This is a genomic window from Kineococcus sp. NBC_00420, from assembly GCF_036021035.1.
GTDB lineage: Bacteria > Actinomycetota > Actinomycetes > Actinomycetales > Kineococcaceae > Kineococcus.
On sequence record NZ_CP107930.1, the window covers coordinates 3,295,167 to 3,310,608 of the forward strand.

Below are 15,442 nucleotides of genomic sequence, written 5' to 3' on the forward strand. Positions count from 1 at the left end.
CCGGGAAACCACTGGACGCCGCGGGGGGACGGTGCGAGATGCTCACCCCGTGGAACCGGAACCCGTCGCCGCCCGGCTCGTCGGGATCACCGGGGTCGTGGGCGTCACCCTGGGCGGGTCGCGGGCCCGCGGTGAGCACACCCCGGACTCCGACGTCGACCTCGGCGTCCACTACCGACCGCCCCTGGACGTCGCCGCGCTCCAGCGCCTCGCGGACGAGTTCTCGCAGACGCCCACGGGGGTGACGGAACCTGGTGGCTGGGGTGTCTGGGTGGACGGCGGGGCGTGGTTGCGGGTCGATGGCACGGCCGTCGACTGGATCTACCGCGACGTCGACCGGGTCGCGCGGAGTTGCCGCGATGCGGTGGCGGGACGCTACGACTGGCACTTCCAGGTCGGGCACCCGTTGGGGTTCCCGGGCACGACGTACGCCGGGGAACTCGCCCACGGGGTGCTCCTGGCCGACCCGACCGGGGAACTGGCAGCGTTGAAGGAGACCGTCGCCGCCTTCCCGCCGGCGTTGCGGACGGCGGTCGCGCAGCGCCTCGACGAGGCGGAGTTCCTGCTGGGCGGCGTCGCGAAGGCGGTTCCCCGCGGGGACGCCGCCTACGTCGCGGCGATCCTCTTCCGGGTTCTGCTGCTGTGCGCGCACGCCCTGCACGCCGACGCGGGGCGCTACGTCCTCAACGAGAAGGGGGCACTCGCGGCCACCGGCCGGTTGCCGCGCGCGCCCGGGGGATTCGCCGCGCGGGCCCAGTCGGTGTTCTCCGACGGCGGGGAACTCGCCTGCCGCGTCGATACCGCCCGGGAACTCCTGCAGGAGACGGTCGCCGTGGTCAGACGACGGTCTGCAGGGCCAGGGGCAGGCACCGCACGGTGACGCTCGACCCGGCGTCGACGTGGAACACCTCGCCGTCGAGCTGCAACGGCATCGGGGTGTGCGTGCGGAACTCGTAGGGCGTCGAGCGCGACCGGTACTCGTGCCGCCCGCTCAGGACGCGGGCGAACTCGGCGATGAGGCGGAGCTTGCCGCGGTGCGGGATGAGCAGGGTCTCGAACTTGCCGTCGTCGGGGGCGGAGCCCTCGGAGAGCTGGGCGTACTTGCCCATCCGGTCGATGTTGGCGAACACCAGGCTGTCGATGTCGATGTCGGTGCCGTCGTGGGTGATCGTCAGGGGCCGGTAGCGCCAGAAGGCCTTGGCCACCAGGAGCGACTCCTTGACGGCGTCGAGGTCGTGCTCGTTGAGCGCCGCGGCCGCGACCGGGGTGATCCCGACGCCGACGTAGGAGTGCGCCACCCGGGTCCGCCCGGAACCGGAGACCTCGAGCAGGTCGATCCTCGTGTTCACCCCGGCGGTGGCGGCGTCCCGGATCGCTTCGGCGAGAGGCCGTTCCTGGGTCGCGGTGGCGTGGTCGTTGGCGTTGCCGGACGGCAGCACGGCGGCGGCGCCCCGGCCCGCGGTGATCACACCGTTGACGACCTCGTGGTAGCCACCGTCCCCGCTGGCGGACACGACGAGGGTTCCCGCCTCGGCCCGGACCGCGTCCCGGGCGAGTTCCTCCGCGTGGCCGGCGCGCTCCGTCTCGACGAGTTCAACGGGCAGCTCCGGCGCCGTCGCGGCGAGTTCGTCGCGCAGGCCACGGGCGTTGTCGGGGCCGTCACCGGTGCTGTTCGGGTTCAGGACGACGACGACACGACGCAGTGGTTCACTCACGACGCCACCGTAGGGGCTGTGACGTACCCGTGCTCCTTGTCGACGACGTGGCGCAGCGGTTCACCGGCGACGAAGCGGGCGACCTGGTCCCGCAGCAGCAGTTCGAGCCGCGCGGTGAACCCCACCGTGTCGCCGGCCAGGTGCGGGGAGACGAGGGCGCCGGGGACGTCCCACCAGGGACTGTCGGCGGCCAGCGGTTCGCGGGTCCAGACGTCGAGGGCGACACCGCCGATCCGGCGCTCCTGCAACGCTTCCAACAGCGCGTCTTCGTCCACGACCGGCCCCCGGCCGACGTTGACGACGATCGTCCCCGGCCGCATCCGCCGCACGACCTCCCGCCCGAGGAGACCGCGGGTGCTCTCGGAGAGGGGGGCCGTGACGAGGACGAGATCGTGATCACCGACCACGTCGGCCAGGGTCTCCGGGCCGGAGAACGACCCGAACGGAGCAACGGCCGGCCGGGCGCTGCGCACGATCCCGTCGACGCGGACCCCGAGCGCGGAGAACAACCGGGCAACCTCGGTGCCGATCGACCCCGCCCCGACGACCAGCGCGCGGCGCCCGGCGAGGCTACGGGTCTCGCGGTGCTGCCAGCGGTGCTCGCCCTGGAGCCGCACCGTCGCGGGGAGGTCCTTGAGGAAGCCCAGGACGCAGGCCAGCACGTACTCCGCGATATCGGTGTCCAGGACGCCGCGGCTGCAGGTCAGCGTCGAGGGGTGCCGGCGCAACGCGGGGAACAGCAGCCGGTCCGGACCCGCGCTGCTCGTGTGCACCCAGCGGAGCCGCTGCGGTGCAGCGGCTTCCCAGGCCTGCGCGATCCGCGCGTCGAACCCGTCCCAGACGACGAGCCCGTCGGCGTCCGAGAGGGCCTGGGCCAGTAGGGGATCCTCCGGCCGCACGAGGCGGACGGTGGTGAGCTCCCGCAGCGGCGTGAGGTCCGGGGACGAACCGGCCGGGACGACGAGGAGGGCGTGGGTGGTGGTCACCGGACCATCCTGGCGATCCGGTCCTGCCCTCCGGCGGCGGGGACGGGGGAGTGCCCGGCCAGCCAGCCGAGGACGGCGGAGCCGGGCATCGGTCGTGCGTGGAGGTAGCCCTGCGTCTCGTCGACGCCGAGTTCGGCCAGGCGGCGCAGGGTCTCCGCGTCCTCGACCCCTTCGACGAGCATCCGCAGCCCGAGGCTGTGCGCGAGGTCGGCGGTGCTCGCGATGATCGCCGCCGTGCGGGGATCTCCCGTCAGGCGCACGGTGAAGGCGCGGTCCAGCTTGAGCTCGGCGGCGGGCAGGTCCTGCAGGTAGGCGAGGGAGGAGTACCCCGTCCCGTAGTCGTCGATGCTCACCGAGGTGCCGAGCAGCAGGAGGTCCTCGATCGTCTCCCGGCTGCGCTCGGGGTCGTCCATCAACGTCGTCTCGGTGATCTCGAGGACCAGCGCGGCGGGGTCGAGGCCGGACTCCTGGAGCACCGTCGCGACCAGGTCGGGCAGCGCGGGGTTCAGCAGGCAGCTCGTCGCCAGGTTCACCGAGATGCGCAACGGACGGCCGTGCCGGGCCCAGGTGGTGGCGTCGGCCGCGGCCTGACGCAGGACGGTCGCCGTGATCTCGGCCATCAGCCCGTGGCTCTCGGCGAGGTCCAGGAAGGCGGCCGGGGCGAGGGTCCCCAACCGCGGGTGCTGCCAGCGGACGAGGGCCTCCATGCCCACGGTCCGGCCGGTCCGCACGTCCACCTGGGGCTGGTAGTACGGCACGAGCTGGCCGGCCGTCATCCCGTGCGCGAGTTCCTCGGCCAGGAACCGTTGCGCCCGCGCGGCCCGGTCGGCCTCGTCGTCGTAGACCGCGAACCCTCCGCCGGCGCGTTTGGCGACGTACATCGACGCGTCCGCGCGGCGCAGCAGTTCCCCCGCGGGGTCGGCGACGGGTCCGTGACCGCTCAGGGGCCACGACGCGATGCCGGTGCTCGAGGCGAGGGAGGTCCAGCGCGAGCCCACGAGGACGGGGTCACCGAGGACCTCCCCGATCCGGACGGCGACCGCGCTCGCCTCCGCCGCGCCGCGTCCGGGCAGCAGGACGGCGAACTCGTCACCGCCGACCCGGGTCAGCAGGCCGCCGACGGGGACGACGCCGCGGACCCGCTGGGCCGTCAGCTGCAGCAGGAGGTCTCCCTGGGCGTGCCCGTGGGTGTCGTTGACCTCCTTGAACCCGTCGAGGTCGAGCAGCAGCAGAGCGACGGGGGTGTCGTCCTCCTGGGTCCGCCGCAGCGCCGCCGCCAGGGCTCGGCGGTTGGGCAGACCGGTGAGGTCGTCGGTGAGGGCGAGTCGTCGGCTGTCGGCGAGGCGGAGCACCTCGCGGAAGACGACCGCACCCTTGAACCCCACTCCGACCAGGCCCAGCAGGGCGAGCTGGGCGGTGGGGGCGGGCAGCCGGTCGACGTGGTCGACGGCCAGCAGCGAGCAGCTGATGACCAGCACGACGAGCGGGGTGAGCATGGTCGACCACCCGGCGACGACCCGCTCCGCCACGTGCTCGGTGCCGCGCGCCCAGGAGGCCAGGCAGACCAGGGCGAGCGCCACGAGACGGCCGGCGTCGACCGCCGGGCTCAGGGCGGGCCCGGCGAACGTGCCGCACAGGCGGAACACGCCGGCGACGTCGGACAGCGTGAGCACCCCGAACGCCACGACCAGCAGCACCGTTCCGCGCTCGGTCCGTCGGCGCAGGATGGCGCAGGTCGCCAGGGCCACGGAGAACAGCAGCAGGTCGAACGCGGGTCGGCCGACGAGGGCGAGGGCCGCGAGGTGACCGACCCCGGTCGCCTCGGCGACGGGCTCGACGAGCACCGCCGAGGCGAACGCCGCGAGGGCGATCATGGTGAGCGCGCCGTCCAGCCAGGCGCTCGGGAGGAGGTCCTGCACGCGCCGGCGCAGCAGGCCCATCTGGGCGCTGTAGAAGACGGGGTAGGCCAGCAGTGCGAGCGAGGCGAGGACCTGGTGCTCGGTCAGGGCCGCCGCGGTGACGTCGCTCGCGCCGTGCGAGGACAGCAGGAGGACCAGGTGGGTCACGGCGAGCAGCGCGGCACCGGCCGCGAAACCGGCCCAGACCCACCGGCTCTCCGCCCGGACGAGGGGACGGACGACGAGGGCCAGGAGCAGCAGGACGAGGAGCACGACGTAGCCGGCCCTGGCCGACGGCGACGCGAGCCCGGCTGCGCCGAGGGCACACAGCAGCGCCAGCCCGGTCACCCTGCGTCGAGGAATCGTCTTCACAACGCCACCTTCGGCGCTGAACGGGTGCCGGAAGGGTGGTTTGACGTTCAACCACCCGGATGGCCCCGGGACGTAGGAGAGGCCCACCCCCACGACAGCGGGGGTGGGCCTCCTCGACCTCCGGGAAGGTCAGGCGCGGAAGTCCGTGGGCCGCTCGCGCGGCGCGGCGGCGAGGGCCGCCGTGATCGTCTCGGCGCTGCCCTCGGCCCCGTAGACGGGGGTGCCGGGCTGTTGGCGCCAGGAGTCGGCCAGCGATCCGCCGTCGACGCCGTCGAAGCCCATCTCGTCCAGCAGGGCGATGACGGTGGCCTTGGCCTCCTCGTCGTCGGCGGCGACGGGCAGGGCCCGGCGTTCCATGTCGCCCACGGGACGGGTCGCGCTCAGCAGGTGCTCGGCCTGGATGCCGTTGAACGCCTTCACCCACCGCAGCCGCCCGGCCGGGTCGAGGTGCTGCGCGGCCCACACGGTCTCCGGGGTGCCGGCCTCGATCTCGGCGATCAGGCCGTCACGTTCACGGGGGTAGTAGTTGCCGGTGTCGATCACGACGGTGCCGTCGGGGAGGGCGTCGAGCAGGCCCGCGGGCAGGTCCGGCACCTTCTTCTGCGGCACGGTCACGACCACGAGGTCAGCGCCCTGCGCCGCCTCGCCCGCCGGCACGGCGACCGCGCCGGTCTCTTCCGCGAGGTCCGCGAGCGTCTCCGGTCCGCGGGAGTTGGCGATCCGGACCCGGTGACCGAGACCGGTGAAGGAGCGTGCGAGGTTTCCGCCGATGTTGCCGGCGCCGATGATGCCGATGTCCATGTCCGCACCGTAGGTCGCCCCCCGCCGGTGCGCTCCCCCGGGGGTCGAGGGCCGGGGACGTCCCGGCGCGCGAGGTCGCGCGCCGGGACGCAGCGGGTCAGAGGGTGGCGGTGTCGATCACGAAGCGGTAGCGCACGTCGGAGGCGAGCACGCGTTCGTAGGCCTCGTTGATCTTCTCGGCCGGGATCGTCTCGATCTCGGACCCGAGGTGGTGCTCGGCGCAGAAGTCGAGCATCTCCTGGGTCTCGCGGATCCCGCCGATGTTGGAGCCGGCGAAGCTGCGGTTGCCCATGACGACGGAGAACATGTGCAGCGAGATCGGCTTCTCGGGCAGGCCGACGTTGACCATCGCGCCGTTGACCTCGAGCAGCGAGAGGAACTTGTCGAAGTCCAGCTGCGCGCTGACGGTGTTGACGATGATGTCGAAGGAGCCCTTGAGGTCCTCGAAGGTCGACTCGTCGGAGGTCGCGTAGTAGTGCGCGGCGCCCAGGCGCAGCCCGTCCTCCTGCTTCTTCAGCGACTGCGACAGGACGGTGACCTCCGCGCCCATGGCGGCGGCGATCTTGACGGCCATGTGCCCGAGCCCACCGAGGCCGACGACGGCGACCTTCTTGCCGGGGCCGGCGCCCCAGTGGCGCAGCGGGGAGTAGGTGGTGATCCCCGCGCACAGCAGCGGCGCGGCCTCGTCGAGCTCGATGCCGTCGGGGATGTTCAGGACGAAGGCCTCGGTCACGACGATGGCCTGGGAGTAGCCGCCCTGGGTGGGCTGGCCGTCCTTGCCGACGCTGTTGTAGGTGCCGATGTTGCCCTTGAGGCAGAACTGCTCGTTGCCGGCGGTGCAGTTCTTGCACTCCCCGCAGGAGTCGACCATGCAGCCGACGCCGACGCGGTCGCCGACGGAGAACTTGGTGACCTCGGAGCCGACCTCGGTGACGATCCCGGCGATCTCGTGGCCGACGACGACCGGGTAGTTCGCGGGGCCCCACTCGCTGCGGGCGGTGTGGATGTCGGAGTGGCAGATGCCGGCGAACTTGATGTCGATCGCGACGTCCTTGGGGCCGACGTCGCGGCGTTCGACCTCGAACGGCGTCAGGGGCTCGGTCGCGGACGTGGCGGCGTACGCCTTGACTGTGGTGGGCACGACTTCTCCAGTGCTTGTTGCCGGGGGGTTCGGACACGCGTCGTTGCGCCGTGGCCGACGGTATCCCGACACCGGCGGAGGCGCAGCTCAGGTAGTTGCACCTTCTACCAGACGCGGCCCACCCGTACCGGCAGCACCATGGTCCTGTGTGCGAGGCGATGCCCGAAGCCGAGCTCGACCTGCCGGCGGACCTGTCCGCGGCCCGTCGGGCCCGAGTGTTCGTGCGCTCGCGCATGTGCCCGGACCACGCAGGCGACGTCCTGGACCGGGCTCTGCTGGTCATCTCCGAGCTGATCGTCAACGCCGTCGAGCACGGTCAGCCCCCCGTCCGCGCCTGCGTGGACTGCCGCTCGGGGGTCCTGCACCTCGAGGTCAGCGACGGCAGCGAGGCCACGCCGCAGCTGTCCACCCCCGGCGCCGACGCCGAGTCCGGACGCGGGGTCGGGCTCGTCGCCGTCCTGAGCTCCGCCTGGGGTGTGCGCCCCGAGGTGGGCGGCAAGACCGTCTGGTGCGACCTCTCCGCCTGACCCCGCCGGGTCAGGGCGTGGGGTGCACGCGGAGCAGAAGGAGCGCGATGTCGTCCTCACTGCCCGGTGACATCCGCTCCAGCAGCGTGTCGCAGAACCGGTCCGCGGGCAGTCCGGCGAGCTCGACGGCGTTGCGCCGCAACCGGTCGAGCCCCTCGTCGAGGTCCTCATCGCGGCGTTCCACCAGCCCGTCGGTGTAGAGCAGCAGCGTATCGCCCTCGAGCAGGGCGACGGTGTGGTCGTGCCGTGGCAGGCCGGAGTCGAGACCCAGCAGCAGGTCGTGCGGGCGGTCCAGGAGTTCTGCCCCCCCGTCGGCGTGCACCACCAACGGGGGGAGGTGGCCCGCGCTGGACCAGCGCAGCACGCGCGTGGCGTCGGTGGGGCCCTGTTCGACCCGGGCCAGGACGGCCGTCCCGAGGGTGTCGACGGCGAGGTCGCGCATCGCCCGTTCCAGGGCCTCGAGGATGCGGGCGGGGGAGTCGCGGAGGGCGTGGGCCACCCCGCGCAGGACGTTGCGCACCTGCGCCATCGCGACGGCCGCACCCCGGTCGTGGCCGGTGACGTCGCCGATCACCAGGAAGGTGCTGCCGTCGGCGACGGTGAAGCCGTCGTACCAGTCACCACCGATCTGGGCGCCGTCGGCGGCGGCGACGTAGCGCGCGACGAGTTGCAGGTCGTCGAAGCGGGGGAGTTCCGTGAGGAGGCTCAACTGCAGTTCCTCGGCCAGACCGCGCTGCGCGGCGGAGAGTTGCGCGTTGTCCAGGCCGAGTCCGATCTGACGGCTGACCTCCTCCAGCGTGGCGGTGTCCTCGGCGGAGAACGGTTCGCGGTCCCCGGTACGGGCCACGGTCAGCAGTCCCCGGGTCCGGCCCCGCCCGCGCAACGGCAGGACGACGGTGGTGGCGGGAGCCAGGTCGAGCAGGAGTTCGTGCGCGCGCCCGGGCTCCAGGAGGTGACCGGGGGGCAGGGCCGCCGAGTTCTCCAGGACGAGGGTCCCGTGGGTCAGCGCGTCGCGGACCGGGGAGTCGTCGGCGAACGCCTCGACCCGCAGTCCGCGGTACTCCTCGAGGACCCCCCGCAGCAGGGGGTCGTGGTGCCAGGCCCCCACGTCGCGGAGGCGTTTCCTCCAGGGCGCCGTGCCCCCGTCGAGGGTGGACACGATGGTCCAGTCGGCGAACCGCGGCACCAGCGCACGGACGGCGTCCAGCAGGGCCTGTTCGGCGTCGAGGGTCTCGGCGAAGGCGCCGGCGACCTCGGCCAGGGCGGCGGCCCGTTCCGCGTTGCGTTCCGCTTCCTGTTGCGCCGCACGTCGTCCGCTGATGTCCAGGAAGTAGATCCCGACCCCGTCGTCGACGGGTACGACCCGGACCTCGAACCACGCGTCGAGAGGAGGTGGGTAGTAGGCGTCGAAGGAGACGTTCGCGCCGCCGTCCGCGACGCGGCGGTACTCCTGGAGCACCGGCGAGTCCTCGATCCCCGGGAACGCCTCGTGGGCCGTGCTGCCGAGGAACTCCGCCCGGGGGGTGGCGAGGACCCGTTCGGCCTCGGTGTTGGCGTAGGAGAAGCGTCCGTCCCGGTCGAGGGCGACGTACCCGACGGCCATGGTGTCGAGGACGGTCCCGAGGCGCGCCTCCCCCCGGCGCAACGCCGTCAGGTCGGTCACCGCACCCACGAACCGGTCTATCCGGCCGTCCGGGCCGGGGGCGGGTTTCCCGCGGGCGGCGATCCAGCGCAGTCCGCCGTCGGGGCGCAGGATCCGGAACTGCGCCTCGTAGATCCCGCTGGAGGCGATGGCCTCGGTCAGCGCGCGGGTGACCTCGGGGAGGTCGTCGGGGTGGACGGCGGCGTTGAAGCTGTCGATGCGACCGCCGAACGTCTCCGGGGTGAGCCCGAACAACTCCAGCAGGACGTCGTCCCAGACGAGGGAATCGTCGGCGAAGTTCCACTCCCAGGTGCCGATCCCCGCCGCCGTGGCGGCCGTTCCGAGTTCCGCGGCCCGCTGCCGCCCCCGGTAGTCGTCGGTGAGGGCGGAGATCTCGAGGTGCCCGGTGGCGGCGTTCGCGAGCTCGGTGAGGATCTCCTGGTCGTGGGCCGTCCAGCCGCGGGGTTCGTGCTGGTGCACGCAGAGCGACCCCACGACGTGGCCGTCGTCGGCGACCATCGGGACCCCGAGGTAGGACCCGAGGAACCCCGTCACCACGGGCCGGCGGTCGCGCACCCGGACGTCGTGGACGGCGTCGGCGACGACGAGGGCCTGCCCCTCCTCCACGACGATGGCGCAGAAGGAGTCGATGCGGGAGGTGCTCGAGCCGGCGTTCTGCGCCGTCTCGCCGGCCGCGGTGACGGTGTGGCGCACGTCGGTGACCAGCGAGACCTCGGCGGAGGTGGTGTGCAGCATCTGCGCCGCCAACGACGTCACGATGTCGAGGGCGCCGAGCGGGGCGGCACCCAGCAGGCGCTCGGTCGCGGCGATGCGGGCGTCCTCGCCGGTCTGTTCCGTCACCCGTCGTCTCCCCTCGAAGGGGCGGCGTCGAATGCTCCCCGTCACACATCATGACGCAGAGTGGCCGATCTTGTGGGCCCGAGCGTCTAGAAGAGTCTAGAAGATGTGTGGGTCAGGTTCCGGTGACGCGGACCGCGACGATCGCCACGTCGTCGTCGCTGCCGTCGGGCAGCATCCGCAGCAGCAGCTGGTCGCAGAGCGTCTCCACGTCCGCCCCCTCCACCCCGGCCACGGCGTGCACGACGTCGCGCAGTTCACCCAGACGGACGTCCATCGGACGGTCGCGCCGTTCCACCAGACCGTCGGTGTAGAGCAGCAGCGTCGACCCCCGCTCGAGGCGAGCCTCCTGCTGCACGCGCTGCTGACCGGCGCCGAGGCCCAGGACGATCCCCTCCCCGGCCAGGAAGCGCACCGACCCGTCCGGGTCGGCGACCACCGGGGGCAGGTGACCGGCCGTGCACCAGCGGATCACCCGACTGCCGTCGGCGGACTCGGGGTCGAGCTGCAGGACGACGGCCGTGGCCAGCGTCGTCAGGCCGAGGCCGGCGAGCACCTCGTCCAGACGCCGCAGCACCTCGTCGGGCTGCGCGCAGCGGTCGTAGGCCAGCGCCCGCACCAGGGTCCGCAGCTGGCCCATCGCGGCCGCCGCCGACACGTCGTGACCCATGACGTCACCGATGACGACGACGGTCCGTCCGTCGGGCTGGGTGAACGCGTCGTACCAGTCCCCACCGACCTGCGCCGCCTCCGCCGCCGGGTGGTAACGGGTGGCGATGCACAGCCCGGCCGACTGGGTCGGCGGGCTCAACATGCTGCGCTGCAACGTCTCCGATGACGTCCGCTGCTGGGCGTAGAGCCGGGCGTTCTCCAGCGCCACCCCGGCCCGGGCCCCCAGGTCGCTCGCCGTCGCCAGGTCGTCCTCGGTGAAGGCGGCCCGGTCGGGACCGGAGAGCAGCGTCAGCGACCCCGTCACCAGACCCCGTGCGCGCAACGGGACGACGATCGCGCTGCCCAGCCCGAGGCGGCGCAGGACCTGCGCGGTCTCGGTCGTCGCGACGGCGTCGACGAGGTCGTCGGTGACGGTCACCAGCGTCGGCCCGAGCTCCCCGTGCAGCACCCGCATCGAGATCGAGCCGTCGCCCAGACCGTCGTGCAGCTCCTGGAACCGGTCGGTCTCGGCGGTCATCACCGGGTTCGCGTGCGACGCGCGCACGTGGCGCGTCCGGCCGCTGCCGTCGAGGAGGGTCGCGAACGCCCACTCGGCGAACTCCGGGACGACCAGCGAGGGCAGGAGGTCCTGCGCGGCATCGGGATCCAGGACCTCCGACAACTGCTCGGTCACCGCGGAGAGGAACTCCAGCCGGTGCCGGGCGTCGCGGGCGTAGGCCAGTGCCGCGTCGCGTTCGCGTTCGGCCTGCACCCGCAACGTCACGTCGGACTGCACGCCGACGAAGTGGGTGACCCGACCCTCGGCGTTGCGGACGGGTGAGATCACCACCTCGTTCCAGAACGCCGTGCCGTCCTTGCGGTAGTTCAGCAGCAGTTCCGTGATCGTCTCGCCCGTCGCCAGGGCGCTCCGGATCCGTTGGACCGCGTCGTGGTCGGTCTCCGGTCCCTGCAGGAACCGGCAGTTCGTCCCCAGCACCTCCCGGCCGTACCCGGTCACCCGCTCGAAGGCGGGGTTCACCCACACCAGCGGGTTGTCCGGCTGCGTCGGGTCGGAGATCGTGAACGACAGGTCGCTGGCCAGGACCGCGCGGCTGTGCAGGCGCTCCGCGGACTCCTTCGCGTCGCGGACCAGCTCTTCCTCGCGCAGCGGCAGCAACGCCACCAGGGCCAGCCCGCTGAGCTCGTCGACGGGCGCGTCCGACAGCGGAAGGCCGATGACCCACAACGCCTCACGGGCGCCCGACATGTCCGAGGAACGGGCCGCGGTGACGCGTTCGCCGTGCACGGGCTCACCACGGGCGATGCGCGACAACGGCGACGAACCCGTCGCCGGGTCCGAGATGTCGATGCCGTCGGCAGCCTGCAGACCCGCCGCCCGCGACCAGTCGTCCACCGCGCAGGGCAGCGACACCCCGGGGGCGAGCTGGTCGGCGAGGGGGTTGGCGAACAGGACCACGCCGTCGGCCACCCGCACCAGCAGCACCGCACCGGGCTGGCCGTGCAGGACCTGAGGCAACTGCGCGGCGGTCCCGGCGAACGCCGTCGAGTTCGTCCCGTCCATCGGAATGAGGTTAAGCCCCACTCCGGGGTGGCGCGAGCCTGGCGCGTGGGGCCCGGTGACCGTCCCCTCACACCACGGCGACCGCCGCGGCGCGACGCCGCTCCAGGACCCAGTGCAGCAGCTCCGCCGCCGGGACGGGACGCGAGTGCAGGTACCCCTGCGACTCGTCGCACCCCGTGCGCCGCAGCAGCTCCAGCGTCGCCTCGTCCTCGACCCCCTCCGCCACGGTCCGCAGACCCAGGTGGTGGGCCAGCTCCACCGTCCCCGCGACGATCGCCGCGATCCGCTCGTCGCTCAGCGCACGCATCGTGAACGAGCGGTCGATCTTCAGCTCCGTGGCCGGCAGGTTCGCCAGGTAGGCCAACGAGGAGTACCCCGTCCCGAAGTCGTCGATGCTCAGCGCGCAACCGCGCGCGGTGATCTCGTGGCACATCGCCAGCGCCCGCTCCGGGTCCCGCATCAGGGTGGTCTCGGTGACCTCGACGACCAGGCGGGAGGGGGCCGTGCCGCTGCGGACGACCTCGTCGAGGACTTCCAGCAGCTGCGGGTCCGACAGGTACGTCGTGGAGGTGTTGATCGACAACCGCAGGTCGAGCCCCGCCGCGCGCCACCGGGCCAGGTCGGCGCCCGCGGTCCGGGCGACGTGGGAGGTGAGGGCCGGCATCAGCCCGCGCTCCTCGACGATCGAGAGGAACGCGGCGGGGGCGAGCAGCCCGTGCCGGGGGTGCTGCCAGCGCACCAGGGCCTCGACGCCGACGACCTCGCCGCTGCGCAGGCAGAGCTGGGGTTGGTAGTGCACCTCGAACGGCAGGGCCTGCGGGCACTCGAAGGCGGCGTGCAGGTCCTCGGTCAGGTCGGCGCGCCCCCGCCAGAGCCGGTCGATCTCGTCGTCGTGCAGCGTGACGCCGCCCCCGCCGCCCTTCGCCACGTACATCGCGGCGTCCGCCCGGCGCAGCAGCTCCAGCCCGTCGAGGTCGTCGAGACCGGTGGAGGTGGCGACGCCGACGCTGGCGCCGACGTCGAAGGAGCGGCCCTCGACGATCAGGCCGCCGCCGATCGCCGCGGCGAAGGTCCGCGCGGTGCGCAGTGCGGCGGCCGCGTCGGCGCCGGTGAGGACGACGGCGAACTCGTCGCCGCCGAGCCGCGTCAGCCGTCCCCGCGGCGGGGTGAGTTCCTGCAGCCGGACGGCCGCGACCTGCAGCAGCCGGTCCCCGACGCTGTGACCGTGGTGGTCGTTGACCTCCTTGAAGCGGTCCAGGTCGAGCAGGGCGACGGCGACCGGAGTCTCTCCCGCGCAGGCCTCCTCGACGGCCGCGGTGAAGGCCCGGCGGTTGCCCAGCCCGGTCAGCTCGTCGGTGCGGGCGTCGCGGCGGTCGCGGTCCTGCGCGGTGATCTCGCCGACGAAGCGGAACAACCGCACGCAGGCCAGCAGCATCGCGAGCCCCGCCCAGACCAGCGCGGCGCGGGCCCCGGGGACGCTGAGGGCGGCGAACGCCGTCACCAGACCCAGCCCGAGCGCCCCGAACGCGCTGAGCGCCAGCGAGAGCGGTGACGGCACCGAGGGGGCCCCGCGCGAGGGGCGCAGCAGCGCGCACCCGCCGAGGGTGGCGGCGAGCCCGGCCCAGGACAGCGAGGCCAGGACCTGAGCCGTCTCCGAGGGGTGCACCGCGAGGTGCGCCTGTCCCACCAGCACCACGGCGACGCTCACCACGACCACCCAGCAGCGGGCGTTGCGCACGGCCTGGGCCGAGATCATCACGACGAGGTAGGAGGCCAGGAGCACCAGCAGGGCGCCGAGGTGGAAGGCGTGCAGCTGCGTCACGAAGGTGCCCGCCCGGTGGCCGGTGGACGCGACCGCCGTCAGCAGGATCCCGGTGAACGCGGCCGTGCTCCCGACGCCGAGCAGCCAGTCCGCCCGGCCGGTGCCCGACGTCGAGGTGCGCTGGCGGTTCCAGTGCAGCAGGGCGCGGTAGAGGAAGAAGCACGTCGTCTGCGCGCAGGCGACGAACGCGACGCCCGTGACGGGGGACCGGATCCCGCCGGCCCGGACGACGGTGTCGAGCGCGGAGCCGAGGAGCAGCGTCCCGATGCCGAACTGGTAGGAGCGCCACACCGACCCCTCGCCGGCGGGGCGGCGCACCCGGAAGGTCAGGGCCGCGAACGAGGCGGCGATGACCGTCGTGCGGACGAGCGCGACCGCGGTGGCGACCGTGTCTCCCATGACTGCCCCCTCGGTGCTCGTGGCCCCTCCCGTCCGCCATCCTGGTCATCGACGCGGGTGATGACCAGATAGATCGGTCGAATGGATGAGCTGCAGGCCGGAACCGGTGTGCGGGACGGCCCGTCTCGTGGCGCGTGACCCCACCCTGGTGACGTAGGGAGATCGTGTGGTGACCGTCCGAGGTGGGTCCTGTCGGGTGATCCGGAGGTGGACGACCGGGGTGCACACTGACCGCGTGATCGCCTCCTTCGACGACTGGTTGGACGGGCTCGACCTGACTCTCCGCGCCGAGGCCGGGCACTGTCTGCTCGCGGGGACGTACTCCCGTCGCCTCCTCCTGTCGCTGCGCGCCACCGGCCCTCGGGTCTCCCGCCGCGAACGGGGCCTGGACGATCCCGAGAAGGCCCAACCCGGCGACCCGCTCGGCGCGAACCTCCAGACCTTCCTGCGGGAGCGGCTGATGAGCCGCGCGCCCGAGCCGTCCCGGCTGATCTCCGTTGGCGCTTCCCCCCGGCGACCGTAGGTTTCGTCGTGCGTTCCCGACCGCCGGGCGCAGCGCAGGAGGAACCCGTGGCCAAGCAGACCGTCCCGTTCGTCGTCGAGGCCGAGGGGACCGGGGTCGCCCAGACCCTCACCGCCCTCGGTGACGACCCGCACCAGTTCCGGGCCGACACCCTGCCCGCCTTCGGCGGCGCCGACGCCGAACCCAGCCCGCTCAGCTACGCCCTCGGGGCCCTGACCTCCTGCCACCAGGTCACCGGCAGCCTCGTCGCCAAGAGCCTCGGGCTCACCCTCGGCCGCTGGCAGTTGCGGGCCCAGGGCGACCTCGACCCGTCGGTCATCTCCACCGGCGCCGAGGGCAACGCCAACTTCGACGCCGTCACCGTCGAGGTGACCCTCGAGACCGACGCGACCCCCGAGCAGTTCGCGCGGCTGCAGGCCGAGACCGAGCGCCGCTGCCCCGTCACCCAGCTCTTCCAGCGCAGCGGCCTCGCCTTCACCAGCACCTGGAGCGCGGTCCCGCTGAGCGCCTGACGAGATGAGGAAC

The 15,442-nt window shown here is 73.1% G+C and carries 12 protein-coding genes; 4 read left to right on the forward strand and 8 right to left on the reverse strand.

Going from position 1 to position 15,442, the window contains the following annotated elements; all coding sequences use genetic code 11:
* Nucleotides 1–49: 49 nt before the first annotated feature.
* Nucleotides 50–880 (forward strand): nucleotidyltransferase domain-containing protein, encoded by an 831-nt coding sequence (locus tag OG218_RS16260; protein WP_328294276.1) that lies wholly within the window; start codon nt 50–52, stop codon nt 878–880.
* Here the strand turns inward: OG218_RS16260 and OG218_RS16265 are convergent.
* From OG218_RS16265 to OG218_RS16285, 5 genes are all read right to left on the reverse strand, one after another.
* Nucleotides 837–1,715, reverse strand: coding sequence for a diacylglycerol/lipid kinase family protein (locus tag OG218_RS16265; protein ID WP_328294277.1), 879 nt, complete (start codon nt 1,713–1,715; stop codon nt 837–839). The two genes, OG218_RS16260 and OG218_RS16265, sit on opposite strands and share 44 nt — an antisense overlap.
* Nucleotides 1,712–2,701 (reverse strand): D-2-hydroxyacid dehydrogenase, encoded by a 990-nt coding sequence (locus OG218_RS16270; protein WP_328294278.1) that lies wholly within the window; start codon nt 2,699–2,701, stop codon nt 1,712–1,714. Before OG218_RS16270 ends, OG218_RS16265 begins: the two co-directional genes overlap by 4 nt.
* The gene (locus OG218_RS16275) at nt 2,698–4,971 is read right to left on the reverse strand and encodes a putative bifunctional diguanylate cyclase/phosphodiesterase (RefSeq protein ID WP_328294279.1); all 2,274 of its coding nucleotides are present in this window, start codon (nt 4,969–4,971) and stop codon (nt 2,698–2,700) included. Before OG218_RS16275 ends, OG218_RS16270 begins: the two co-directional genes overlap by 4 nt.
* Nucleotides 4,972–5,100: 129 nt before the next feature.
* Nucleotides 5,101–5,772: an NADPH-dependent F420 reductase gene (locus tag OG218_RS16280; RefSeq protein WP_328294280.1), complete on the reverse strand. Its 672-nt coding sequence runs from the start codon at nt 5,770–5,772 to the stop codon at nt 5,101–5,103.
* A 97-nt stretch (nt 5,773–5,869) separates the two neighbouring features.
* Nucleotides 5,870–6,913 (reverse strand): NAD(P)-dependent alcohol dehydrogenase, encoded by a 1,044-nt coding sequence (locus tag OG218_RS16285; protein WP_328294281.1) that lies wholly within the window; start codon nt 6,911–6,913, stop codon nt 5,870–5,872.
* 146 nt (nt 6,914–7,059) lie between these two features.
* Between OG218_RS16285 and OG218_RS16290 the strand changes: the two genes are divergently transcribed.
* Complete coding sequence (locus tag OG218_RS16290) at nt 7,060–7,440, forward strand: ATP-binding protein (RefSeq protein ID WP_328294282.1); 381 nt, start codon at nt 7,060–7,062, stop codon at nt 7,438–7,440.
* A gap of 10 nt (nt 7,441–7,450) precedes the next feature.
* Here OG218_RS16290 and OG218_RS16295 read toward each other — a convergent pair whose 3' ends face one another.
* The 3 genes from OG218_RS16295 to OG218_RS16305 all read right to left on the reverse strand — a co-directional run bounded on the left by OG218_RS16295 (nt 7,451) and on the right by OG218_RS16305 (nt 14,394).
* Nucleotides 7,451–9,943: a SpoIIE family protein phosphatase gene (locus tag OG218_RS16295; RefSeq protein ID WP_328294283.1), complete on the reverse strand. Its 2,493-nt coding sequence runs from the start codon at nt 9,941–9,943 to the stop codon at nt 7,451–7,453.
* Between the two features lie 112 nt (nt 9,944–10,055).
* Nucleotides 10,056–12,173, reverse strand: coding sequence for a SpoIIE family protein phosphatase (locus OG218_RS16300; protein WP_328294284.1), 2,118 nt, complete (start codon nt 12,171–12,173; stop codon nt 10,056–10,058).
* 67 nt (nt 12,174–12,240) lie between these two features.
* Nucleotides 12,241–14,394, reverse strand: a complete 2,154-nt coding sequence (locus tag OG218_RS16305; protein ID WP_328294285.1) for a putative bifunctional diguanylate cyclase/phosphodiesterase — start codon at nt 14,392–14,394, stop codon at nt 12,241–12,243.
* A 235-nt stretch (nt 14,395–14,629) separates the two neighbouring features.
* On the opposite strand from OG218_RS16305, the gene OG218_RS16310 reads away from it, so the two are divergent.
* Entirely contained in the window at nt 14,630–14,917 is a 288-nt protein-coding gene (locus OG218_RS16310) for a hypothetical protein (RefSeq protein ID WP_328294286.1), read from the forward strand.
* A 47-nt stretch (nt 14,918–14,964) separates the two neighbouring features.
* A complete protein-coding gene (locus OG218_RS16315) occupies nt 14,965–15,429 on the forward strand; it encodes an OsmC family protein (RefSeq protein ID WP_328294287.1) in 465 nt (154 codons plus the stop codon).
* Nucleotides 15,430–15,442: the final 13 nt, after the last annotated feature.

Excerpts from the sequence above, each read along its gene's own strand:
- OG218_RS16280 (WP_328294280.1), bottom strand. The coding sequence starts at position 5,772 with ATGGACATCGGCATCATCGGCGCCGGCAACATCGGCGGAAACCTCGCA.
- OG218_RS16300 (WP_328294284.1), bottom strand. The coding sequence starts at position 12,173 with ATGGACGGGACGAACTCGACGGCGTTCGCCGGGACCGCCGCGCAGTTG.
- OG218_RS16305 (WP_328294285.1), bottom strand. The coding sequence starts at position 14,394 with ATGGGAGACACGGTCGCCACCGCGGTCGCGCTCGTCCGCACGACGGTC.